Below are 15645 nucleotides of genomic sequence, written 5' to 3'. Positions count from 1 at the left end.
TATCTGCTAAGTAAAAACAAGATGATTTAGTAGCATTATAAAAACAAACGCGAAAAAATTTATTCGGTGCAAATGTGATCTTAAAAAAAGAAACTCTTATTAGCATAATAGAGGTGTTGGGCTGATCATTCATAGCTCTCATTTTCATGATGAAATCGATCTAAGCTTCTTGGCGATATCTGCGGGTCTTAAATGCGTATAGCGAGCAAGCATACGTAGGTCGCGATGACCGCTAATCAAAGATACTTCTGGCGTAGAGAGACCATATTCGAAAAATCTCGATATAGCCTCATGACGTAAGTCGTGAAATCTTAGATCTTTAAGCTGAGCTCGTACAATAAGCCGCTCCCATGCCTGGCGCACTGCCATGGGGTCACGGGAAAGATACAAGCAGCCTCTCTCTGCATCGATAGGAATGTCCTACACGCGCATGGCGTCAAAGGAATTGTGCGCTCATAGCCATTCTTGGTTTGGCGCACATGCAGGGTCTGCGATGCAGCATCGATATCCTCCCATCGAATGGCTAAGAGTTCGCCCCGTCTCATGCCTGTTTCGATGGCGAGAGTTATAAAGGGCTTCATCCATGGTGCTCTGGCGCGGTCAACGGCTGCCCAAAAAGTCTCGATCTCGTCAGGGTTGAGTCTTCGTTGGCGGGCATTTCCTGCCTTGGGGAGTGTAATTTGTCGGACAGGATTGATCAGGATGGGAAGGTCCCATTCCTTTCTGGCCACTTCAAAGCAGTGTTGAAGGATGGCGAGTTCCCGCCGCACCGTTCCGCTGCTTACGAGCTTGAGCCTATCATCTCTATAAGAGGCGATCATTCGCCCAGAGATTTTATCGAGACCAGCCTTTGCAACGTCGTGAGCTTTGAGGATGCGGAGCTTATGGATCTCTCGATCAGCGCCCCGTTTCTTGGGGGTCACTTCGCGTTCATAGCGATCTAGCAGGTCATGAAGCCTCACCGCCTTTAGGGAGCGGTGATTAGGCAAAATTTCTGAGCGATCTATGGAGCGTTCTTTATCCCGTGCCCACGCTACCGCATCGGCATGGGTGGAGAAGCTTTGCGCGAGAGACGAAAAGCCCTGCCGTCGAACTTGGACCTGCCAGGAATTGCCGCGCTTGCGGATGGTAGCCATAGAAATCAGCCCGCCTGTGACACGAGTGTGACGGATTGATCTGTTGGGCTGTTTTGGAAGTCTCGAAGGCTCTAGCTGTACTCTAAGAAATCATAATGAAATCATAGGGTTAGCTGGCGGAGAGGGGGAGATTCGAACTCCCGATACGGTTGCCCGTATGCCGCATTTCGAGTGCGGTGCATTCAACCACTCTGCCACCTCTCCGGAGGGCCGGCTCGTTGCCAAGTTCGGCTGGTTGAGGCGGGGTGGATATCACGCACCTTCGGGCTCTTCAAGCACCCTTTGACGGGTTTTTGCAGGGTTCTTGGAGGGTTTTTGATTGACAACGGCCGGAGACTTCCCTTAGAGAGGCCGTCTTTACGCGTGGGCCCTTGTGTCTGCGCGTTTCGCTGCGGTGGCTGTCGGCCATCGTGAAATGAAGCCGGAAACTGCCAAAAAGCCGACCCTGCGGGTTTCCCGCGGAGAGTTGGGTTTGAACACGAGGATCAAGATGTTCGCAGTGATCAAGACCGGCGGCAAGCAGTATCGCGTTGCCGCCAATGACGTCATCACCGTCGCCAAGCTCGCGGGCGAGCCGGGCGCCGCCGTTACGTTCGACCAGGTTCTGATGGTCACGAACGACAACGGCACCCAGGTCGGCGCGCCCCTCATTGAGGGTGCCACCGTGGCGGGCGAGGTTGTCGAGCACACCCGCGGCGAGAAGGTCATCGCCTTCAAGAAACGCCGCCGCCAGAATTCGCGCCGCAAGCGTGGGCATCGCCAGGATTACACCGTGGTCCGGATTACCGAGATCCTCGGTCAAGGCGGGAAGCCCAAGAAGGCTGCGGCAAAGAAGACCACCAAGGCTGCGGCTGAAGAAGCTGCGCCGGCCACCGCTGAATAAGCGAACGGCAACTGACAGGAACACGGGAGTAGACCCATGGCTCACAAAAAAGCAGGCGGCTCGTCTCGCAACGGTCGCGATTCCGCAGGCCGTCGTCTGGGCGTCAAGAAGTTCGGCGATCAACAGGTCGTGTCGGGCAACATTATTATTCGTCAGCGCGGCACGAAGTGGCATGCGGGCGCCAATGTCGGCATGGGCAAGGATCATACCCTCTTTGCCACGGCCGATGGCCGCGTCCGATTTCTTACGAAACAAGGCCGAGCTTTCGTATCGGTCGTCCCGGCCCAAGAGGCTGCAGAGTAAACGGCGAGAGCAAAACGAAGGAGCTCCCGCCGGCATCACACCGACCCGGCGGATCCAGAAGCTCCTAAAAGGCCCGAAAAGGCCAAGCTCCAGATCCGAGATCGACAGGGGAGGTGGGATGTCCACCTCCCCTTCGTCATTTCAGGGCTCGCGAAAGGGCCCAACCGGATCGGAGCAGGACCATGTTTCCCGACCTCACCCGTGACGATGTTTTCCGCCTGGAAACCCGCCGCCTTTGGCTGCGCTGGCCCCGTCTTGCGGATGCCCAAGCCATCGTACGCCTTGCCGGTGAGAAAGCTGTCGCGGAGATGACGGCCCGCATTCCGCATCCCTACCCACCGGAGGACGCGGAGCGGTTCATCTTCCAGGCCCGGCAGGCCAATGCGGATGGCCATAGCCTGCAGCTCGCCATCACCCCGAAAGGCAAGCCGAACAGCTTGATCGGCGTCGTCGGCATCGGCCCGAGTCCGGAGGATGGCCGGCCGAGTCTCGGCTACTGGCTCGGCATCCCCTTCTGGGGGCAGGGCTACGCCACCGAGGCCGCCCGGGCGTTGATCGACGCGTTCTTCGCCTATGGCGACGAGAGCGAACTCACGGCATCCGCCCGGGTGATCAACCCACCCTCCCGCCGGGTGCTGGAGAAGTGCGGTTTCGCCTATCAGGGCTCCGGCCTTGCCGAGCTTCCCGCGCGGGGCGGGTTCTACCCCGCCGACCAGTTTCGCCTCGATCGGCGGGCCTGGGAGAGCCTGAAAACCTGGGGGCACACGGGCCTCGTCAGAGAGCCCGTCGCGCCTGAAACGGGCGAGGTCCTGTCCCTCGCCAGTTGATGCGAAAAGCGCTCCCGATCAATTCGGGAGCGCTTCCGGATGGTTCGCGTTGCCCCCGCACGCCTTGTCCCGTAAAGGATGCGGATTATGAAATTTCTCGACCAAGCCAAGATCTATATCCGCTCAGGCGACGGCGGCGCCGGATGCGTGTCGTTCCGCCGCGAAAAGTTCATCGAGTTCGGCGGGCCGGATGGCGGCGACGGCGGACGCGGCGGCGATGTCTGGGCGGAATGCGTGGAGGGCCTCAACACCCTCATCGACTACCGCTATCAGCAGCATTTCAAGGCCAAGAAGGGCGAGCACGGCATGGGCAAGAACCGTGCCGGCGGCAAGGGCAACGACGTCATTCTCAAGGTCCCGGCAGGCACCGAGATCCTGGACGAGGATGGCGAGACCGTCATCGCCGACATGACCGAGGTCGGCCAGAGGATACTTCTGGCCAAGGGCGGCAATGGCGGTTTCGGCAACGCCTATTTCACCACCTCGACCAACCGCGCGCCGCGCCGGGCCAATCCGGGTCAGGAAGGCCAGGAGCGTTGGATCATCCTGCGCCTCAAGCTGATCGCCGATGCCGGCCTCGTCGGGCTGCCCAACGCGGGCAAATCCACCTTCCTCGCCACCGTCACGGCGGCAAAGCCCAAGATCGCGGACTATCCCTTCACCACGCTTCATCCGGGCCTCGGCGTGGTGCGCGCCTATAACCGGGAATTCGTGCTGGCCGACATTCCGGGGCTCATCGAGGGCGCATCGGAGGGCGTGGGGCTTGGCGACCGTTTCTTGAGCCATGTGGAGCGCTGCCGCGTGCTCCTGCATCTTGTCGAGGGCACGAGCGAGCATGCGGGCAAGGCCTACAAGACGGTCCGTCACGAGATCGAGGCTTACGGCCATGGTCTTGCCGACAAGCCCGAGATCGTGGCGCTCTCCAAGGCCGATGCCCTCGACGAGGAGACGTTGAAGGAGCAGCTCGCGCGCCTGAAACGGGCCTCGAAGCGCACGCCCTATGTAGTTTCCGCCGCTTCGGGGCAGGGGGTGCAGGAGGTCCTGCAGGCGCTTCTCTCGGTAATCGATGAAGCCAAGGCCGTGGAGGCCGTGGTCGAGACGCAAGAGGAATGGCATCCGTGAGCCCTGACCTGCGTCAGTTCCGCCGTGTCGTCCTGAAGGTCGGCTCCGCGCTCCTGGTCGATCGCGCGCGCGGGCGCCTCAATCACGCCTGGCTTGCGGCTCTGGCCGAGGATATCGCCGATCTTCATGCGCAGGGCGCCGATGTGCTGGTGGTATCCTCCGGCGCCATCGCCATGGGCCGCACGGTGCTGGGACTGCCGCCAGGGCCGTTGAAGCTCGAGGAAAGCCAGGCGGCCGCGGCGGTCGGGCAGATCGCCCTGGCGCGAACCTGGTCCGAGGTGCTGGCTCATCACGGTATCACGGCGGGACAGATTCTGGTGACGCTCTCCGACACGGAGGAGCGCCGCCGCTATCTCAATGCCCGCGCCACGACCCTGAAGCTTCTCGAAATGCGGGCCGTGCCGGTGGTCAATGAAAACGACACCGTGGCGACGAGCGAGATCCGCTATGGCGACAACGACCGGCTGGCCGCTCGCGTCGCCACCATGATCGGCGCGGATCTGCTGGTGCTCTTCTCCGATATCGACGGGCTTTATACGGCGCCGCCGGCCTCCAATCCCGATGCGCAGCACATTCCCGTGGTCGAGCGGATCACGCCTGCCATCGAAGCGATGGCAGGGGGCGCGGCGTCGGAACTCTCCCGTGGCGGCATGCGCACCAAGGTCGAAGCGGGCAAGATCGCCACCGCCGGCGGCACGCATATGATCATTGCCGACGGGCGCGCGAAGAATCCCTTGAAGCGCATCGCCGAGGGCGGCCGCTGCACGTGGTTTCTCACGCCGTCCAATCCCGCGACCGCGCGCAAAACCTGGATCGCGGGTGCGCTCGAACCGCGCGGCACGCTCTATGTGGATGAGGGCGCGATCCGAGCCCTTCAGGGGGGCGCGAGCCTCCTTCCGGTTGGCGTGCGCCGGATCGAGGGCGTGTTCGCCCGGGGCGATGCGGTCACGATTCGTGACGAGCGCCGCATCCTGGGACGGGGCCTCGTCGCCTATGATGCGGAGGATGCTTCCCGTATCATCGGCCGTCCCAGCCGTGAGATCGAAGCGATCCTCGGCTATCCGGGCCGGACCGAGATGATCCATCGGGACGACATGGCTCTCAACGCCGAGTGATCAGGCCTTTACGTACTCGATGAGCTTTTGCGCATCGGCTGGGGCTGCGCTTTTCACGTCATTGTCGAAATAGACATAGGCATCGCGCTTCTCCCTGCGCCAGCGACGGAGCTTTTGCGCCCAGTTCCGTAGCGTATCGGAGCTGTAATTTCCCGCGTAGCGCCCATGGGTGCCATGGGCGCGAATGTAGATGAAATCGGCGGTGGCGATCCACGGCGCAGGAGCAGCGGCATGATCCGATAGGCAAAGAGCCGCGTTATGATCATGCAGCAGGTCGAGAACCTGGTCCTCGTACCAACTCGGATGGCGGAACTCGAAGGCGCATCGGCACCGCGACGGAACATGTTTCAGGCAATGGGCCAGCCGTTCGAAATTGTCCGGCTCGGCTCTGAAAGTGGGCGGAAGCTGGAACAGCACGGGACCGAATGTGGGGCCGAGCCCGGCCATGCGATCGAAGACAAGCTTGATGCTATCCTTCACGTCCTTGAGGCGCTTGAGATGCGTGATGTAGCGCGAGGCCTTCCAGGCGAAGAGAAAGCCCTCCGGAGCGCCGTCCCGCCAGGCCTTGACCGCCTTCTCCGTGGGAAGCCGGTAAAAGGAATTGTTGATTTCGGTCGTGTTGAAATGTTCAACGTAAAAGGACAGGAAGTCCTTCGGCTTCAGTTCGGATGGGTAGAAGGGGCCGCTCCAGGTCTTGTAGTGCCACCCGGACGTGCCGATGCGCTGTTCGGTTGCAGCCCCAGGACGGGCCTTGTCGGGAGACAGGGTGCGGCTGGGGTCACGACTCGCCGAGCGCGCCACGGATTTGGTTTTGGATGCGGATCGTCCGCGAGGCTTGGACATGGATGACACTCAGACCCTGAGCGGGATCAATCCCGCCGACCGACTCAACGCCGCGCATGCGGCTTCGGTTGAGGCTCGGGACATCCCAGCCCTGCTCAACGATCTCGGCCGCCGTGCGCGACAGGCCGCCCGCCGCCTTTCCATTGCCACCGCCGCCGAGAAGGAGGCAGCCTTGAGGGCCATGGCAGCCTGCATCCGCGCGCGTTCGGGTGCCATTCTCGCCGCCAATGCGGAGGATCTCGCCGAGGCGCGCCCCAAGGGCCAGACCCCGGCGTTCCTCGACCGTCTCACCCTCGACCGCGAGCGGTTGGAAGGCATTGCCGCTGCGGTGGAAAGTATCGCCGCATTGCCCGATCCGGTCGGACGTGTCCTCACCTCGTTCGAGCGTCCGAACGGCCTCCTGATCGAGCGCGTGGCGACACCGCTCGGCGTCATCGGCGTGATCTTCGAGAGCCGCCCGAATGTCACTGCGGATGCGGGCGCGCTCTGCCTCAAGGCCGGCAATGCCGCGATTCTGCGCACTGGCTCGGAAAGCTTCCGCACGGCCTCAGCCATCGCCGAGGCGATGGGGGAGGGTTTGGCTCAGGCAGGGTTGCCTTCCGATGCCATTCGTCTCGTGCCGACCCGCGACCGGGCGGCGGTCGGCACCATGCTCTCCGGGCTCGACGGCAATATCGACGTGATCGTGCCGCGCGGCGGCAAGAGCCTCGTGGCCCGCGTCCAGGAAGAGGCGCGGGTGCCGGTCTTCGCCCATCTCGAAGGCCTCTGCCATGTCTTCGTCCATGACAAGGCCGATCTCGACATGGCCAAGCGGATCGTCCTGAACGCCAAGATGCGCCGCACGGGCATCTGCGGCTCGGCTGAAACCCTTCTCGTGGACAAGGCCTGCGCCGCGACCCATCTGAAGCCGCTCGTCGCCATGCTTCTCGATGCGGGCTGCGCCGTGCGCGGCGACGCGGCGGTCCTGGCCGCCGATCCGCGGGCAACACCGGCTTCGGGGGAGGATTGGCGCACGGAATATCTCGACGCCATCATTTCCGCGAAAGTCGTGGACGGGCTCGACGGGGCTATCGCCCATATCGAAACCTTCGGCTCCCATCATACCGATTCCATCGTCACCGACGACGTGGCCGCCGCGGAGCGGTTCATGGCGGAGGTCGATTCCGCCATCGTGCTGCATAACGCCTCAACCCAGTTCGCCGATGGCGGAGAATTCGGCTTCGGAGCCGAAATCGGCATCGCCACGGGGCGGATGCATGCCCGCGGTCCGGTCGGCGTCGAGCAGCTGACCTCCTTCAAATATCGCATCCGCGGTTCGGGCCAGACACGTCCGTGATGCCGCCTTCGAGGTTCCGCCTCAGGCCCTCGGGCCTCGCCCGTCTGCCCCGGGTCGCCCCTGGCATGCGGATCGGCCTCTATGGCGGCTCGTTCAATCCCGCCCATGCGGGGCATCGCCATGTGAGCCTCATGTCTCTCAAGCGCCTCGGGCTCGATAGCATCTGGTGGATCGTCACGCCGGGCAATCCGCTCAAGGATCCGGGCGAACTCGCTTCGACATCGGTGCGGGCGAAGGAAGCCCGCAAGGTCGCCTCCCATCCCCGCATCGACGTCACCGTCTTCGAGGAGGCCATCGGCGCCCGCTATACCGTCGATACTCTGGCTTATCTCAAAAGGCGCTATCCCGGCGTCAAATTCGTCTGGATCATGGGGGCGGATAATCTCGCAAGCTTCCACCGCTGGCGCGGCTGGCGCAGAATCGCCCGGATGATGCCCATCGCGATCATCGACCGGCCCGGCTGGACCTTGAAGGCGGGACGCTCCCGAAGCGCCATCACCCTGTCGGGCGGCCGCATCGCGGAGAGCGAGGCACCGGCCCTACCGGACCTTGCTCCCCCTGCCTGGGTCTTCCTCCACGGGCCGCGCTCCTTTCTGTCGTCGACCGAGCTTCGCCGGTTGCGACGAACTTCTCCCTTTGGGGGGCGTTGAAATGAGGTGCCGTTCCACATTATCTTAGAGTGACGGCGCAACGTGTAGCGCTGGTTGAAAGGGTCTGAACCTGAACCGACTATCTTCGCTTGAAGCGGACCTGAATCCGCTTCCCCCTCTCTCCGGAGCGAAGGCTCCCCATGATGAGGATATCCGGGCGGCCGCCTTGGCCAGCCTCGAGGACATGAAGGCCGAGAATACGGTCGAAATCGACCTTGTCGGCAAAACCTCGCTTGCAGATACCATGATCGTCACGTCGGGCCGCTCCCACCGCCATGTGGGCGCGATCGCCGATCGTTTGATCAAGGATCTCAAGGACAAAGGCTTCGGAAACGCGCGCGTCGAAGGCCTTCCGGCCTGCGACTGGGTGCTGATCGATGCCGGCGACATTCTGGTTCACATTTTCCGTCCCGAGGTGCGTGGATTCTACAACCTCGAGAAAATGTGGGGCGCCGACCGTCCGCAAGATCGCACCAGCTGATAGAGGCTTGAGGCGTTGCGACTGAGCTTGCTGGCCGTGGGCCGTCTCAAAAGCGGCCCCGAGCGGGAGCTGGTCGAACGCTACAGGCAGCGGATCGAGGGCATGGGCCGTGGCCTTGGCATGGCCGGGCTCGATATTGTCGAATTGCCCGAAAGCCGGGCGCGCCGGGAGGATGACCGCCGGGCCGAGGAGGCTGCCGCTCTCCTGGAAAAGGCCGGGTCGTCCTTGCTGATCGTCTTCGACGAGCGCGGCAAGAGCCCTTCCAGCGAGGCCTTCGCCGAAAAGCTCAGGCATTGGCGCGACGAGGGCAGCCCCGGCATCGCCTGTGTCATCGGCGGCCCGGACGGGCTCGATCCGCAGGTCCTCCAGAGGGCCAAACTCGTCGTATCCTTCGGTGCGCTCACCATGCCGCACCAGATCGTGCGCGCGCTCGTGGCCGAGCAGGTCTATAGGGCGCTGACAATCATCGCCGGTCACCCTTATCATCGTGCCGGTCACGACGATTCATGAAGGGATGACCCGCATCACGCTTTCTCTTCCCCGCAGGGCTTTCGGCTTTGCTGCATGGTTGGTCGTTTTCACCCTGGGGGCCGCACAGGCTCAACAGGCGCCTGCGCCTGCCTCGGCGGTGCCGCAGGTGCCCCCGGAGACGGTCGAGCAGAAAGCCCAGCGGGAGAAAGACCTCAAGACCCTGGAAGAGGCCATGGCCGCGAGCGCCGAAGCCCGCAGGAAACTCGAGGCCGAGATCGCCGAGATCGGCACGGATCGGGCGAAGCTCAACGCGGCCCTGATCGAGACGGCGGGCCGTGTCCGTCTGACCGAAGACCGCATTCGCGATCTGGAGCAGCGCCTTCAGACATTGACGGCGAGCGAGGCGGCCATCCGCCGCTCCCTGGAAGGCCGTCGCGGCATCATCATCGAGGTCTTCGCTGCGCTCCAGCGCATGGGCCGTCGTCCCCCTCCGGCCGTTCTCGTGCGTCCGGAAGACATGCTGGAGGCGGTTCGCGCCTCGATTCTGCTCGGCGCCGTGCTGCCCGAATTGCGGACGGAGGCCGAGGCCCTGGCAACGGACCTGGCCGAACTTGTCCGCCTCAAGAACGCCATAGCGACCGACCGATCGACTCTGGGCACCGAGTTGACGGCCCTCACCGCCGAGCAGGGGCGCCTCACGGCTCTCGTCGATGCCCGCCAGCGCCGCATCGCCGAGGTCGAGCGCTCGGTGGGCGCCGAGAAGGAAAAAACGGCGAATCTGGCCCGTCAGGCCGGTACTCTCAAAGAGTTGATCGACCGCATGGAGAAGGAGATCGCCGGTGCCCAACGGGCGGCGGACGAGGCTCGCAAGGCCGCCGAGGCCCAGGAAAAGGAGGCCCGTGCGCGCTTCGCCCAGGCCGCTTTCCAGGATCCGGCCCGACTTGCGCCGAAAATTCCGTTTTCCGAGGCAAAGGGCCTGCTTCCAAGGCCTGTCAGCGGGGAGACGCTCCGGGATTTCGGGGCCTCCGACGGCTATGGCGGAACGACGCGCGGCATTTCGATCACGACACGTCCGAAGGCATCCATCATATCACCTGCGGATGGCTGGGTTGCCTTCGCCGGTCCCTTCCGGTCTTATGGGCGTCTCTTGATCATCAATGCCGGTGGGGGCTATTATTTGCTTCTGGCCGGAATGGACCAGATCAATGTCGATGTCGGGCAGTTCGTGCTCGCTGGCGAACCTGTCGCGGCCATGGGAGATACATCTCTCATATCGTCGGCTGGCGGAGCCATAGAAAAGAACAATCCGATTCTCTATGTAGAGTTCAGGAAAGACGGCGGTTCGATCGATCCAGGTCCATGGTGGGCGAAATCGCAAAGCGAAAAGGTTCGCGGATAATGCGCAAAGTGTCCCTTTTAATTCTTGGCGCGGTCATTGGCGCCGGCGGCATGTCGATGGTGTCGCAGACCAGCCTGCTGTCCTCAACGAGTGCGATTGCCGCCTCTACGGACACCTACCGGCAGTTGAGTCTCTTCGGTGACGTCTTCGAGAAGATCCGGACGGATTATGTCGAGAAGCCCGATGAATCGAAGCTCGTCGAATCGGCCATCAACGGAATGCTGACCTCGCTCGATCCGCATTCGAGCTACATGGATGCCAAGAGCTTCCGTGACATGCAGGTGCAGACCCGCGGTGAATTCGGCGGCCTCGGCATCGAGGTCACGATGGAAGACGGCCTGATCAAGGTTGTCGCCCCCATCGACGACACGCCCGCCTCCCGCGCCGGCATCCTCGCCAACGACATCATTACCCAGATCAACGGCGAGCAGGTCCAGGGCCTCAACCTGAATCAGGCCGTCGACAAGATGCGCGGGCCGATCAACTCGTCGGTCACGCTCAAGGTGCAGCGCAAGGAAGCCAAGGATCCGCTCGAGGTGAAACTCACCCGCGAGACGATCAAGGTCCGCCCCGTGCGCGTCCGGGCCGAAGGCGATATCGGCGTTCTGCGCATCACGCAGTTCAACGAGCAGACCTATGAAGGCCTGCGCAGCGGCATCGAGAAGCTCACGAGCGATATCGGCCAGGACAAGCTCGCCGGTTTCGTCATCGACCTTCGCAACAACCCCGGCGGTCTGCTGGATCAGGCGATCATGGTGTCGGATGCGTTCCTCGACCGGGGCGAGATCGTCTCGACCCGCAGCCGCAATCCGGAGGATACCCAGCGCTTCACGGCGAAGGGTGGCGATCTCACCAAGGGCAAGCCGCTCGTCGTGCTCGTCAACGGTGGTTCGGCTTCCGCTTCGGAGATCGTCGCCGGCGCCCTGCAGGATCATAAGCGGGCGACGGTGCTCGGAACCCGTTCCTTCGGCAAGGGCTCCGTGCAGACCATCATTCCGCTCGGAGGCAACGGGGCCGTGCGCCTGACGACGGCCCGGTACTACACCCCGTCCGGCCGCTCGATCCAGGCCAAGGGCATCGAGCCCGACCGGGAGGTTCTGCAGGACGTTCCGGACGAGTTGAAGGGCAAGGACGAAACCAAGGGTGAAGCCGGCCTGCGCGGCCATCTCCAGAATGGCGCCGACAAGGAAGAGCGTGGCGGTTCCTCGGCCTATGTCCCGCCGGATCCGGCCAAGGACAAGCAGCTGACCGCCGCCTACGACTTCCTCCATGGCGTGCGCAAGGGAGCGGCCAATACCACTACGGGCGTTCCGAACTAAGACATCACCTGTTGCGGCCTGACGGCCGCTGCTGAAAGAAAGGGCCTGATGGTTTCGCGCCGTCGGGCCCTTTCGCTTTGAAGAGCGGGACGCACAGAAAAGCTTGTGCATGGCGAAGCGACACGGCACTCTTGCAAGTGTTCGGGAACCAAGAGCACGCGTCGGGCGATCATGAATGGTCGATAGGCCGTGTTTCGAACATTGTCGGGCCTGAGCGGGAGGATGTGGTCGGATGAGAGGCGCCAAAGGATTGCAGGCCAGGACCAATCTCCCCTATCGCGCCTGCGTCGGCGTCATGCTTCTCAATAGGGAAGGCCAAGTCTTCGTCGGCCGCCGCCGCTCCGAGCCCAGCGGCGATCAGGTCGCCGACGGCTATGCCTGGCAGATGCCGCAAGGGGGAATCGATCCGGGCGAGGAACCTTATCAGGCCGCTTTGCGCGAATTGTATGAGGAAACCAGCGTTCGCTCCGTGCGCCTCCTGGCTGAGGCGCCGGATTGGTATTCCTACGATTTGCCCTCGATGGTCGCCGGCCGTGCGTGGCGAGGGCGCTATCGCGGTCAGACACAGAGATGGTTCGCTTTCAGGTTCGAAGGCGACGAGAGCGAGATCAATATCCACCAGCCCGGCGGCGGGCACCACAAACCCGAATTCGACGAATGGCGCTGGGAAGAGATGCAGCGGCTGCCCCAGCTGATCATCCCCTTCAAGCGGCCCGTCTATGAAAGCGTGCTCGGCGCCTTCGGTCACCTGAGCCGCCGCGATGCGCAGGTCTGATCGAGGAATTCATCGCTCGACGACCGGCATTGGCCGAAGCGCCGATGCCTCCGTTGAGTTCTCGTAACCGGTGATGGTCATAAGCGGAAAGGAAGCTGCGACCGCTCTGCTGCGTCGTTGAAGGAGCATGATACCCGTTTCGTAAGATAGGACCTCCGGTAGTCCCATCCTCCGGAAGACAGCGACGCAGGCAAAGCGGCTCCGCAGGCGCGACAGACTTTAACGGACGCTCGGGTGATCGGAGGCGAGCAGCGGCGAGGCGCCGATCCGCCAGCGCGCGGGCGCCAGGAACACGCGTCGCCGCTTCTGAGCCTCGAAAGCCAAGGGCGGCTTCGTGTTATCGATGAAGCGGCCGATCTGCTGCTGGAATTCCGCTCCTTCCCGCCAGAACCCGACATTGACGAAGGTGGTCCAGCGCCGATCGAGGTTCCAGACCATCCACGGAAATTGTTTCCGATCTTCGACACGCGAGAGGAATTCGCCGATGAGGCCGGAACGGTCTGCGATGGTCGCGCGTGTCGCCCAGTACTCCAGGAACTCGTCCTCGCGTCCTTTCTTGATCCGCCACTCGACCAGGACGATTCGGGCCTCGGTCGTATGCTCCACCCCAGTTTGTACCGGCGGCCGTGCGGGGGCCTCTTGCGCGAAGGACATTGCCGGGGAGAGCATCAGGCTGAGAGCCACGGCAAGGTGAGAGATTCGCAGCGTTCGAACCAGGTCGAGAGAAGTCTTCAATTGCGCCCCCAAGGAAATTTATGCTGGGATAATTACACCGCCACCTACCAGGGCCAAGGGCCATGGTCGATCGCCATCCGCGATCTTTTGTTTTGAACTTGCCAGCCTGGTCAAGCCCTAGCGCATCGTGCGCAAAAGTGGACCCGGTTTTGCAGTCACACGATGCTCTCATCCGATGCTTTAGCGTCCTTCGGCGGATGGATGCGGCCATCGTCGGTAAACCTGATCCAGCTGCCTCAAAGGCCACAGACAAAGAGTATGATGAGGAGGCCGAGGCACTTGGCTCCTCACAGCATGATGAGCCTAAGGCGTACGGCCTGCGCGACGGCATCCGTCCGGCCGGTTGCGTCGAGTTTCGCGGCGATGGAGGCGACGTGGAATTTGGCGGTATGGACCGAGATGCCGAGGCGCCGGGCGATGAGCTTGTTGGATGCTCCTCCCGCCAGCAGGCCCAGGACCTCGAGTTCCCGTGCCGTGAGAAGATTTGTCTCGTGCGGAGGGAACGGTCCGTCGGACGCATCGTGGATTGCCGACGATTCCGGTTTGACAAGCGCCCGAGGCATGATCGCGAAGCCCCGCGCCGCAGCCTCGACAGCCAGAGCGAGATCAGCAGCAGTACAGTCGCGTGGCAGCACTCCGCTTGCTCCTGCGCCAAGGGCCTCGGACGCATCCGGGCGGTCTTCCAGAAAGATCGTCGGAGACCCGGTGAGACAAGGCAGGTGATCGGTGATCACCACATCGGGGTTGTCCTGGATATCCAGGAGCGCGATGTCGGGTTCCTCGGCGAGCATCGCGGAGATCCGCTCGCCAAGGTCCGTATCATCGATCAGAAGTGCCACGCTTCGCATGGCATTGCCTTCCTGGGCCCCGCCATCAGGCTTGGGGCCGCTCCCGTATCTGGACGGGGACGATCATCCGCTCACCGGCCCGCAAGATCCCCAACTCGACAGACTGGCCGACGCTCTCAGGCCCAAGGAGGGTATGCAACCCGCGCACGGATCGAAGGGGTTGCGCATTCCAGCTGATGAGAACATCGCCCTGCCGAAGTTTCGCGGCCTGTCCCGGGCCGTCCGGGTCCACGTTGATGATCATGAGACCTCGTGGTTCGTTAAGGCCAGCCGCTTGAGCAACGGCCGGATCGATCCGAAGTGGCTGCACGCCGAGACCCAGATAGCCGCGTGCGATCCGGCCGTGTTCGAGCAGTTGCGGCACAACCCGTTCAATGGTCTCCGATGGGATCACCAGGACGCGGCCTCGGGGGCCGAGGACCGTCATCCCGATTACCCGCCCATCCGCGTCGAGCGCGGCTGCGCCTTCCGACCGAGGATCCAGCTGGAGATCCAGGTGAAGAAGCCGATCGATGTGGCCGCCGCGCAGGCTCCGCCAGGGGGCGCCTGCGAGAGCCACGATGCCGAGCGCGGCGCTCAGGCCCTCAGGTCGCCGACCCACCGCAATGGCGAAATGACCGGTCCGGATCGCGTCAGTCGCCCCGACGGGAATCTCGCCGAGGGGCTGCTCCTCGGTTCGAAGCAGGGCGATGTCAGTACTTGGGTCGCGGCCGACGAGGGTGGCGGCAGCCTGGGTTCCGTCCGGGCGGGTGATCGAGATGTTCTCATCCGTCTCGAGGGCTTCTTCTGCCGTGACGATGAGGCCGGGCCGCCAGAGAATGCCGCTCGATGAACCGCGTCTGCCTCCATGGACGATCACGAGTCTGGAAGAGAGGCGGTCGATGAGATCGGCAAGATGGTCTGAGATTGCGCCGAGTGAGAATGCTGTCGATTGGGCTGGCATGAAACACCTCCCTGACAATTCGAGACGCATTCTGGCGGCAAACGTGTTGGCCGGATACTGACCGGGTGGCTAGGTAGGCTGATCGCTCGCAAGCGCCGTCCTGTCTGGGGCGGAGCCGCTCATGCGCTCAGGTGCCTTCCGAGAGGAGGAATCGCACGGCTATGGGTTGTTTAGGGCGACGACCCCAAAAGAGAGCAGGTGAAAAACGGGATTCACAGCCGGAAGGTGGTCCAAGGTTGTATCGAGCTGGCGGTCGAATGGGGCAAGACCATTTGCATCAGTGCGTCGACAGAGTGCCGACATGGCGACCTGGAAACTAAAACCGTTCGAGCGAAGGGGCCAAAAACATCACTCAAATCAAAATGGTGCCCCTGGCCGGGATCGAACCAGCACTCCTTGCGGAACTCGATTTTGAGTCGAGCGCGTCTACCAATTCCGCCACAGGGGCAACGCGGTGCC

The 15645-nt window shown here is 62.7% G+C and carries 18 protein-coding genes and 2 tRNA genes; 12 read left to right on the top strand and 8 right to left on the bottom strand.

Annotation, left to right across the window (positions count from 1 at the left end):
- Positions 1-144: 144 nt before the first annotated feature.
- The 3 genes from AB4Y97_RS19425 to AB4Y97_RS19415 form a co-directional block, all read right to left on the bottom strand.
- Complete coding sequence (locus AB4Y97_RS19425; protein ID WP_442000691.1) at positions 145-369, bottom strand: tyrosine-type recombinase/integrase; 225 nt, start codon at positions 367-369, stop codon at positions 145-147.
- The gene (locus AB4Y97_RS19420) at positions 312-1136 is read right to left on the bottom strand and encodes a tyrosine-type recombinase/integrase (protein WP_442000690.1); all 825 of its coding nucleotides are present in this window, start codon (positions 1134-1136) and stop codon (positions 312-314) included. The genes AB4Y97_RS19425 and AB4Y97_RS19420 overlap by 58 nt, the downstream gene beginning before the upstream one ends.
- Before the next feature lie 114 nt (positions 1137-1250).
- Positions 1251-1340: transfer RNA gene (locus tag AB4Y97_RS19415), tRNA-Ser, on the bottom strand.
- 286 nt (positions 1341-1626) lie between these two features.
- Between AB4Y97_RS19415 and rplU the strand changes: the two genes are divergently transcribed.
- From rplU to proB, 5 genes are all read left to right on the top strand, one after another.
- Positions 1627-2019: a 50S ribosomal protein L21 gene (rplU, locus tag AB4Y97_RS19410; RefSeq protein WP_442000689.1), complete on the top strand. Its 393-nt coding sequence runs from the start codon at positions 1627-1629 to the stop codon at positions 2017-2019.
- Positions 2020-2055: 36 nt separating this feature from the next.
- Positions 2056-2322 carry a 50S ribosomal protein L27 gene (gene rpmA / locus AB4Y97_RS19405; RefSeq protein ID WP_226742681.1) on the top strand — a complete coding sequence of 89 codons (267 nt, stop codon included), beginning with the start codon at positions 2056-2058 and terminating at the stop codon, positions 2320-2322.
- A 182-nt stretch (positions 2323-2504) separates the two neighbouring features.
- Positions 2505-3149, top strand: a complete 645-nt coding sequence (locus AB4Y97_RS19400) for a GNAT family N-acetyltransferase (RefSeq protein WP_442000688.1) — start codon at positions 2505-2507, stop codon at positions 3147-3149.
- A gap of 87 nt (positions 3150-3236) precedes the next feature.
- The gene (obgE, locus tag AB4Y97_RS19395) at positions 3237-4271 is read left to right on the top strand and encodes a GTPase ObgE (RefSeq protein WP_442000687.1); all 1035 of its coding nucleotides are present in this window, start codon (positions 3237-3239) and stop codon (positions 4269-4271) included.
- Positions 4268-5386, top strand: a complete 1119-nt coding sequence (proB, locus tag AB4Y97_RS19390) for a glutamate 5-kinase (protein ID WP_442000686.1) — start codon at positions 4268-4270, stop codon at positions 5384-5386. The genes obgE and proB overlap by 4 nt, the downstream gene beginning before the upstream one ends.
- On the opposite strand, the gene AB4Y97_RS19385 is transcribed toward proB, so the two are convergent.
- Positions 5387-6229, bottom strand: coding sequence for a DUF72 domain-containing protein (locus AB4Y97_RS19385; RefSeq protein ID WP_442000685.1), 843 nt, complete (start codon positions 6227-6229; stop codon positions 5387-5389).
- Between AB4Y97_RS19385 and AB4Y97_RS19380 the strand changes: the two genes are divergently transcribed.
- The 7 genes from AB4Y97_RS19380 (at position 6228) to AB4Y97_RS19350 (ending at position 12660) form a co-directional block, all read left to right on the top strand.
- Positions 6228-7565 carry a glutamate-5-semialdehyde dehydrogenase gene (locus AB4Y97_RS19380; protein ID WP_442000684.1) on the top strand — a complete coding sequence of 446 codons (1338 nt, stop codon included), beginning with the start codon at positions 6228-6230 and terminating at the stop codon, positions 7563-7565. The two genes, AB4Y97_RS19385 and AB4Y97_RS19380, sit on opposite strands and share 2 nt — an antisense overlap.
- Positions 7565-8215, top strand: coding sequence for a nicotinate-nucleotide adenylyltransferase (locus AB4Y97_RS19375; protein WP_442000712.1), 651 nt, complete (start codon positions 7565-7567; stop codon positions 8213-8215). The genes AB4Y97_RS19380 and AB4Y97_RS19375 overlap by 1 nt, the downstream gene beginning before the upstream one ends.
- A gap of 151 nt (positions 8216-8366) precedes the next feature.
- Positions 8367-8696: a ribosome silencing factor gene (rsfS, locus tag AB4Y97_RS19370; protein WP_442000711.1), complete on the top strand. Its 330-nt coding sequence runs from the start codon at positions 8367-8369 to the stop codon at positions 8694-8696.
- Between the two features lie 15 nt (positions 8697-8711).
- A complete protein-coding gene (rlmH, locus tag AB4Y97_RS19365; protein ID WP_442000683.1) occupies positions 8712-9206 on the top strand; it encodes a 23S rRNA (pseudouridine(1915)-N(3))-methyltransferase RlmH in 495 nt (164 codons plus the stop codon).
- Between the two features lie 4 nt (positions 9207-9210).
- Entirely contained in the window at positions 9211-10566 is a 1356-nt protein-coding gene (locus AB4Y97_RS19360; RefSeq protein ID WP_442000682.1) for a murein hydrolase activator EnvC family protein, read from the top strand.
- A complete protein-coding gene (locus AB4Y97_RS19355) occupies positions 10566-11885 on the top strand; it encodes a S41 family peptidase (RefSeq protein WP_442000681.1) in 1320 nt (439 codons plus the stop codon). The genes AB4Y97_RS19360 and AB4Y97_RS19355 overlap by 1 nt, the downstream gene beginning before the upstream one ends.
- A 232-nt stretch (positions 11886-12117) precedes the next feature.
- The gene (locus tag AB4Y97_RS19350; RefSeq protein WP_442000680.1) at positions 12118-12660 is read left to right on the top strand and encodes an RNA pyrophosphohydrolase; all 543 of its coding nucleotides are present in this window, start codon (positions 12118-12120) and stop codon (positions 12658-12660) included.
- Between the two features lie 219 nt (positions 12661-12879).
- Here the strand turns inward: AB4Y97_RS19350 and AB4Y97_RS19345 are convergent, their stop codons facing one another.
- From AB4Y97_RS19345 to AB4Y97_RS19330, 4 genes are all read right to left on the bottom strand, one after another.
- Entirely contained in the window at positions 12880-13266 is a 387-nt protein-coding gene (locus tag AB4Y97_RS19345) for a hypothetical protein (protein WP_442000679.1), read from the bottom strand.
- A gap of 416 nt (positions 13267-13682) precedes the next feature.
- Positions 13683-13994 (bottom strand): response regulator transcription factor, encoded by a 312-nt coding sequence (locus AB4Y97_RS19340; protein ID WP_442000710.1) that lies wholly within the window; start codon positions 13992-13994, stop codon positions 13683-13685.
- Positions 13995-14268: 274 nt separating this feature from the next.
- Positions 14269-15186: a S1C family serine protease gene (locus AB4Y97_RS19335; protein WP_442000678.1), complete on the bottom strand. Its 918-nt coding sequence runs from the start codon at positions 15184-15186 to the stop codon at positions 14269-14271.
- A 363-nt stretch (positions 15187-15549) separates the two neighbouring features.
- Positions 15550-15634, bottom strand: a tRNA-Leu gene (locus AB4Y97_RS19330).
- Between the last annotated feature and the right edge of the window lie 11 nt (positions 15635-15645).

Source organism: Microvirga sp. 2TAF3 (assembly GCF_052114965.1).
Lineage (GTDB): Bacteria > Pseudomonadota > Alphaproteobacteria > Rhizobiales > Beijerinckiaceae > Microvirga.
Note: the sequence above shows the minus strand (reverse complement) of the source record. Positions and strands in the feature narration are given on the sequence as shown.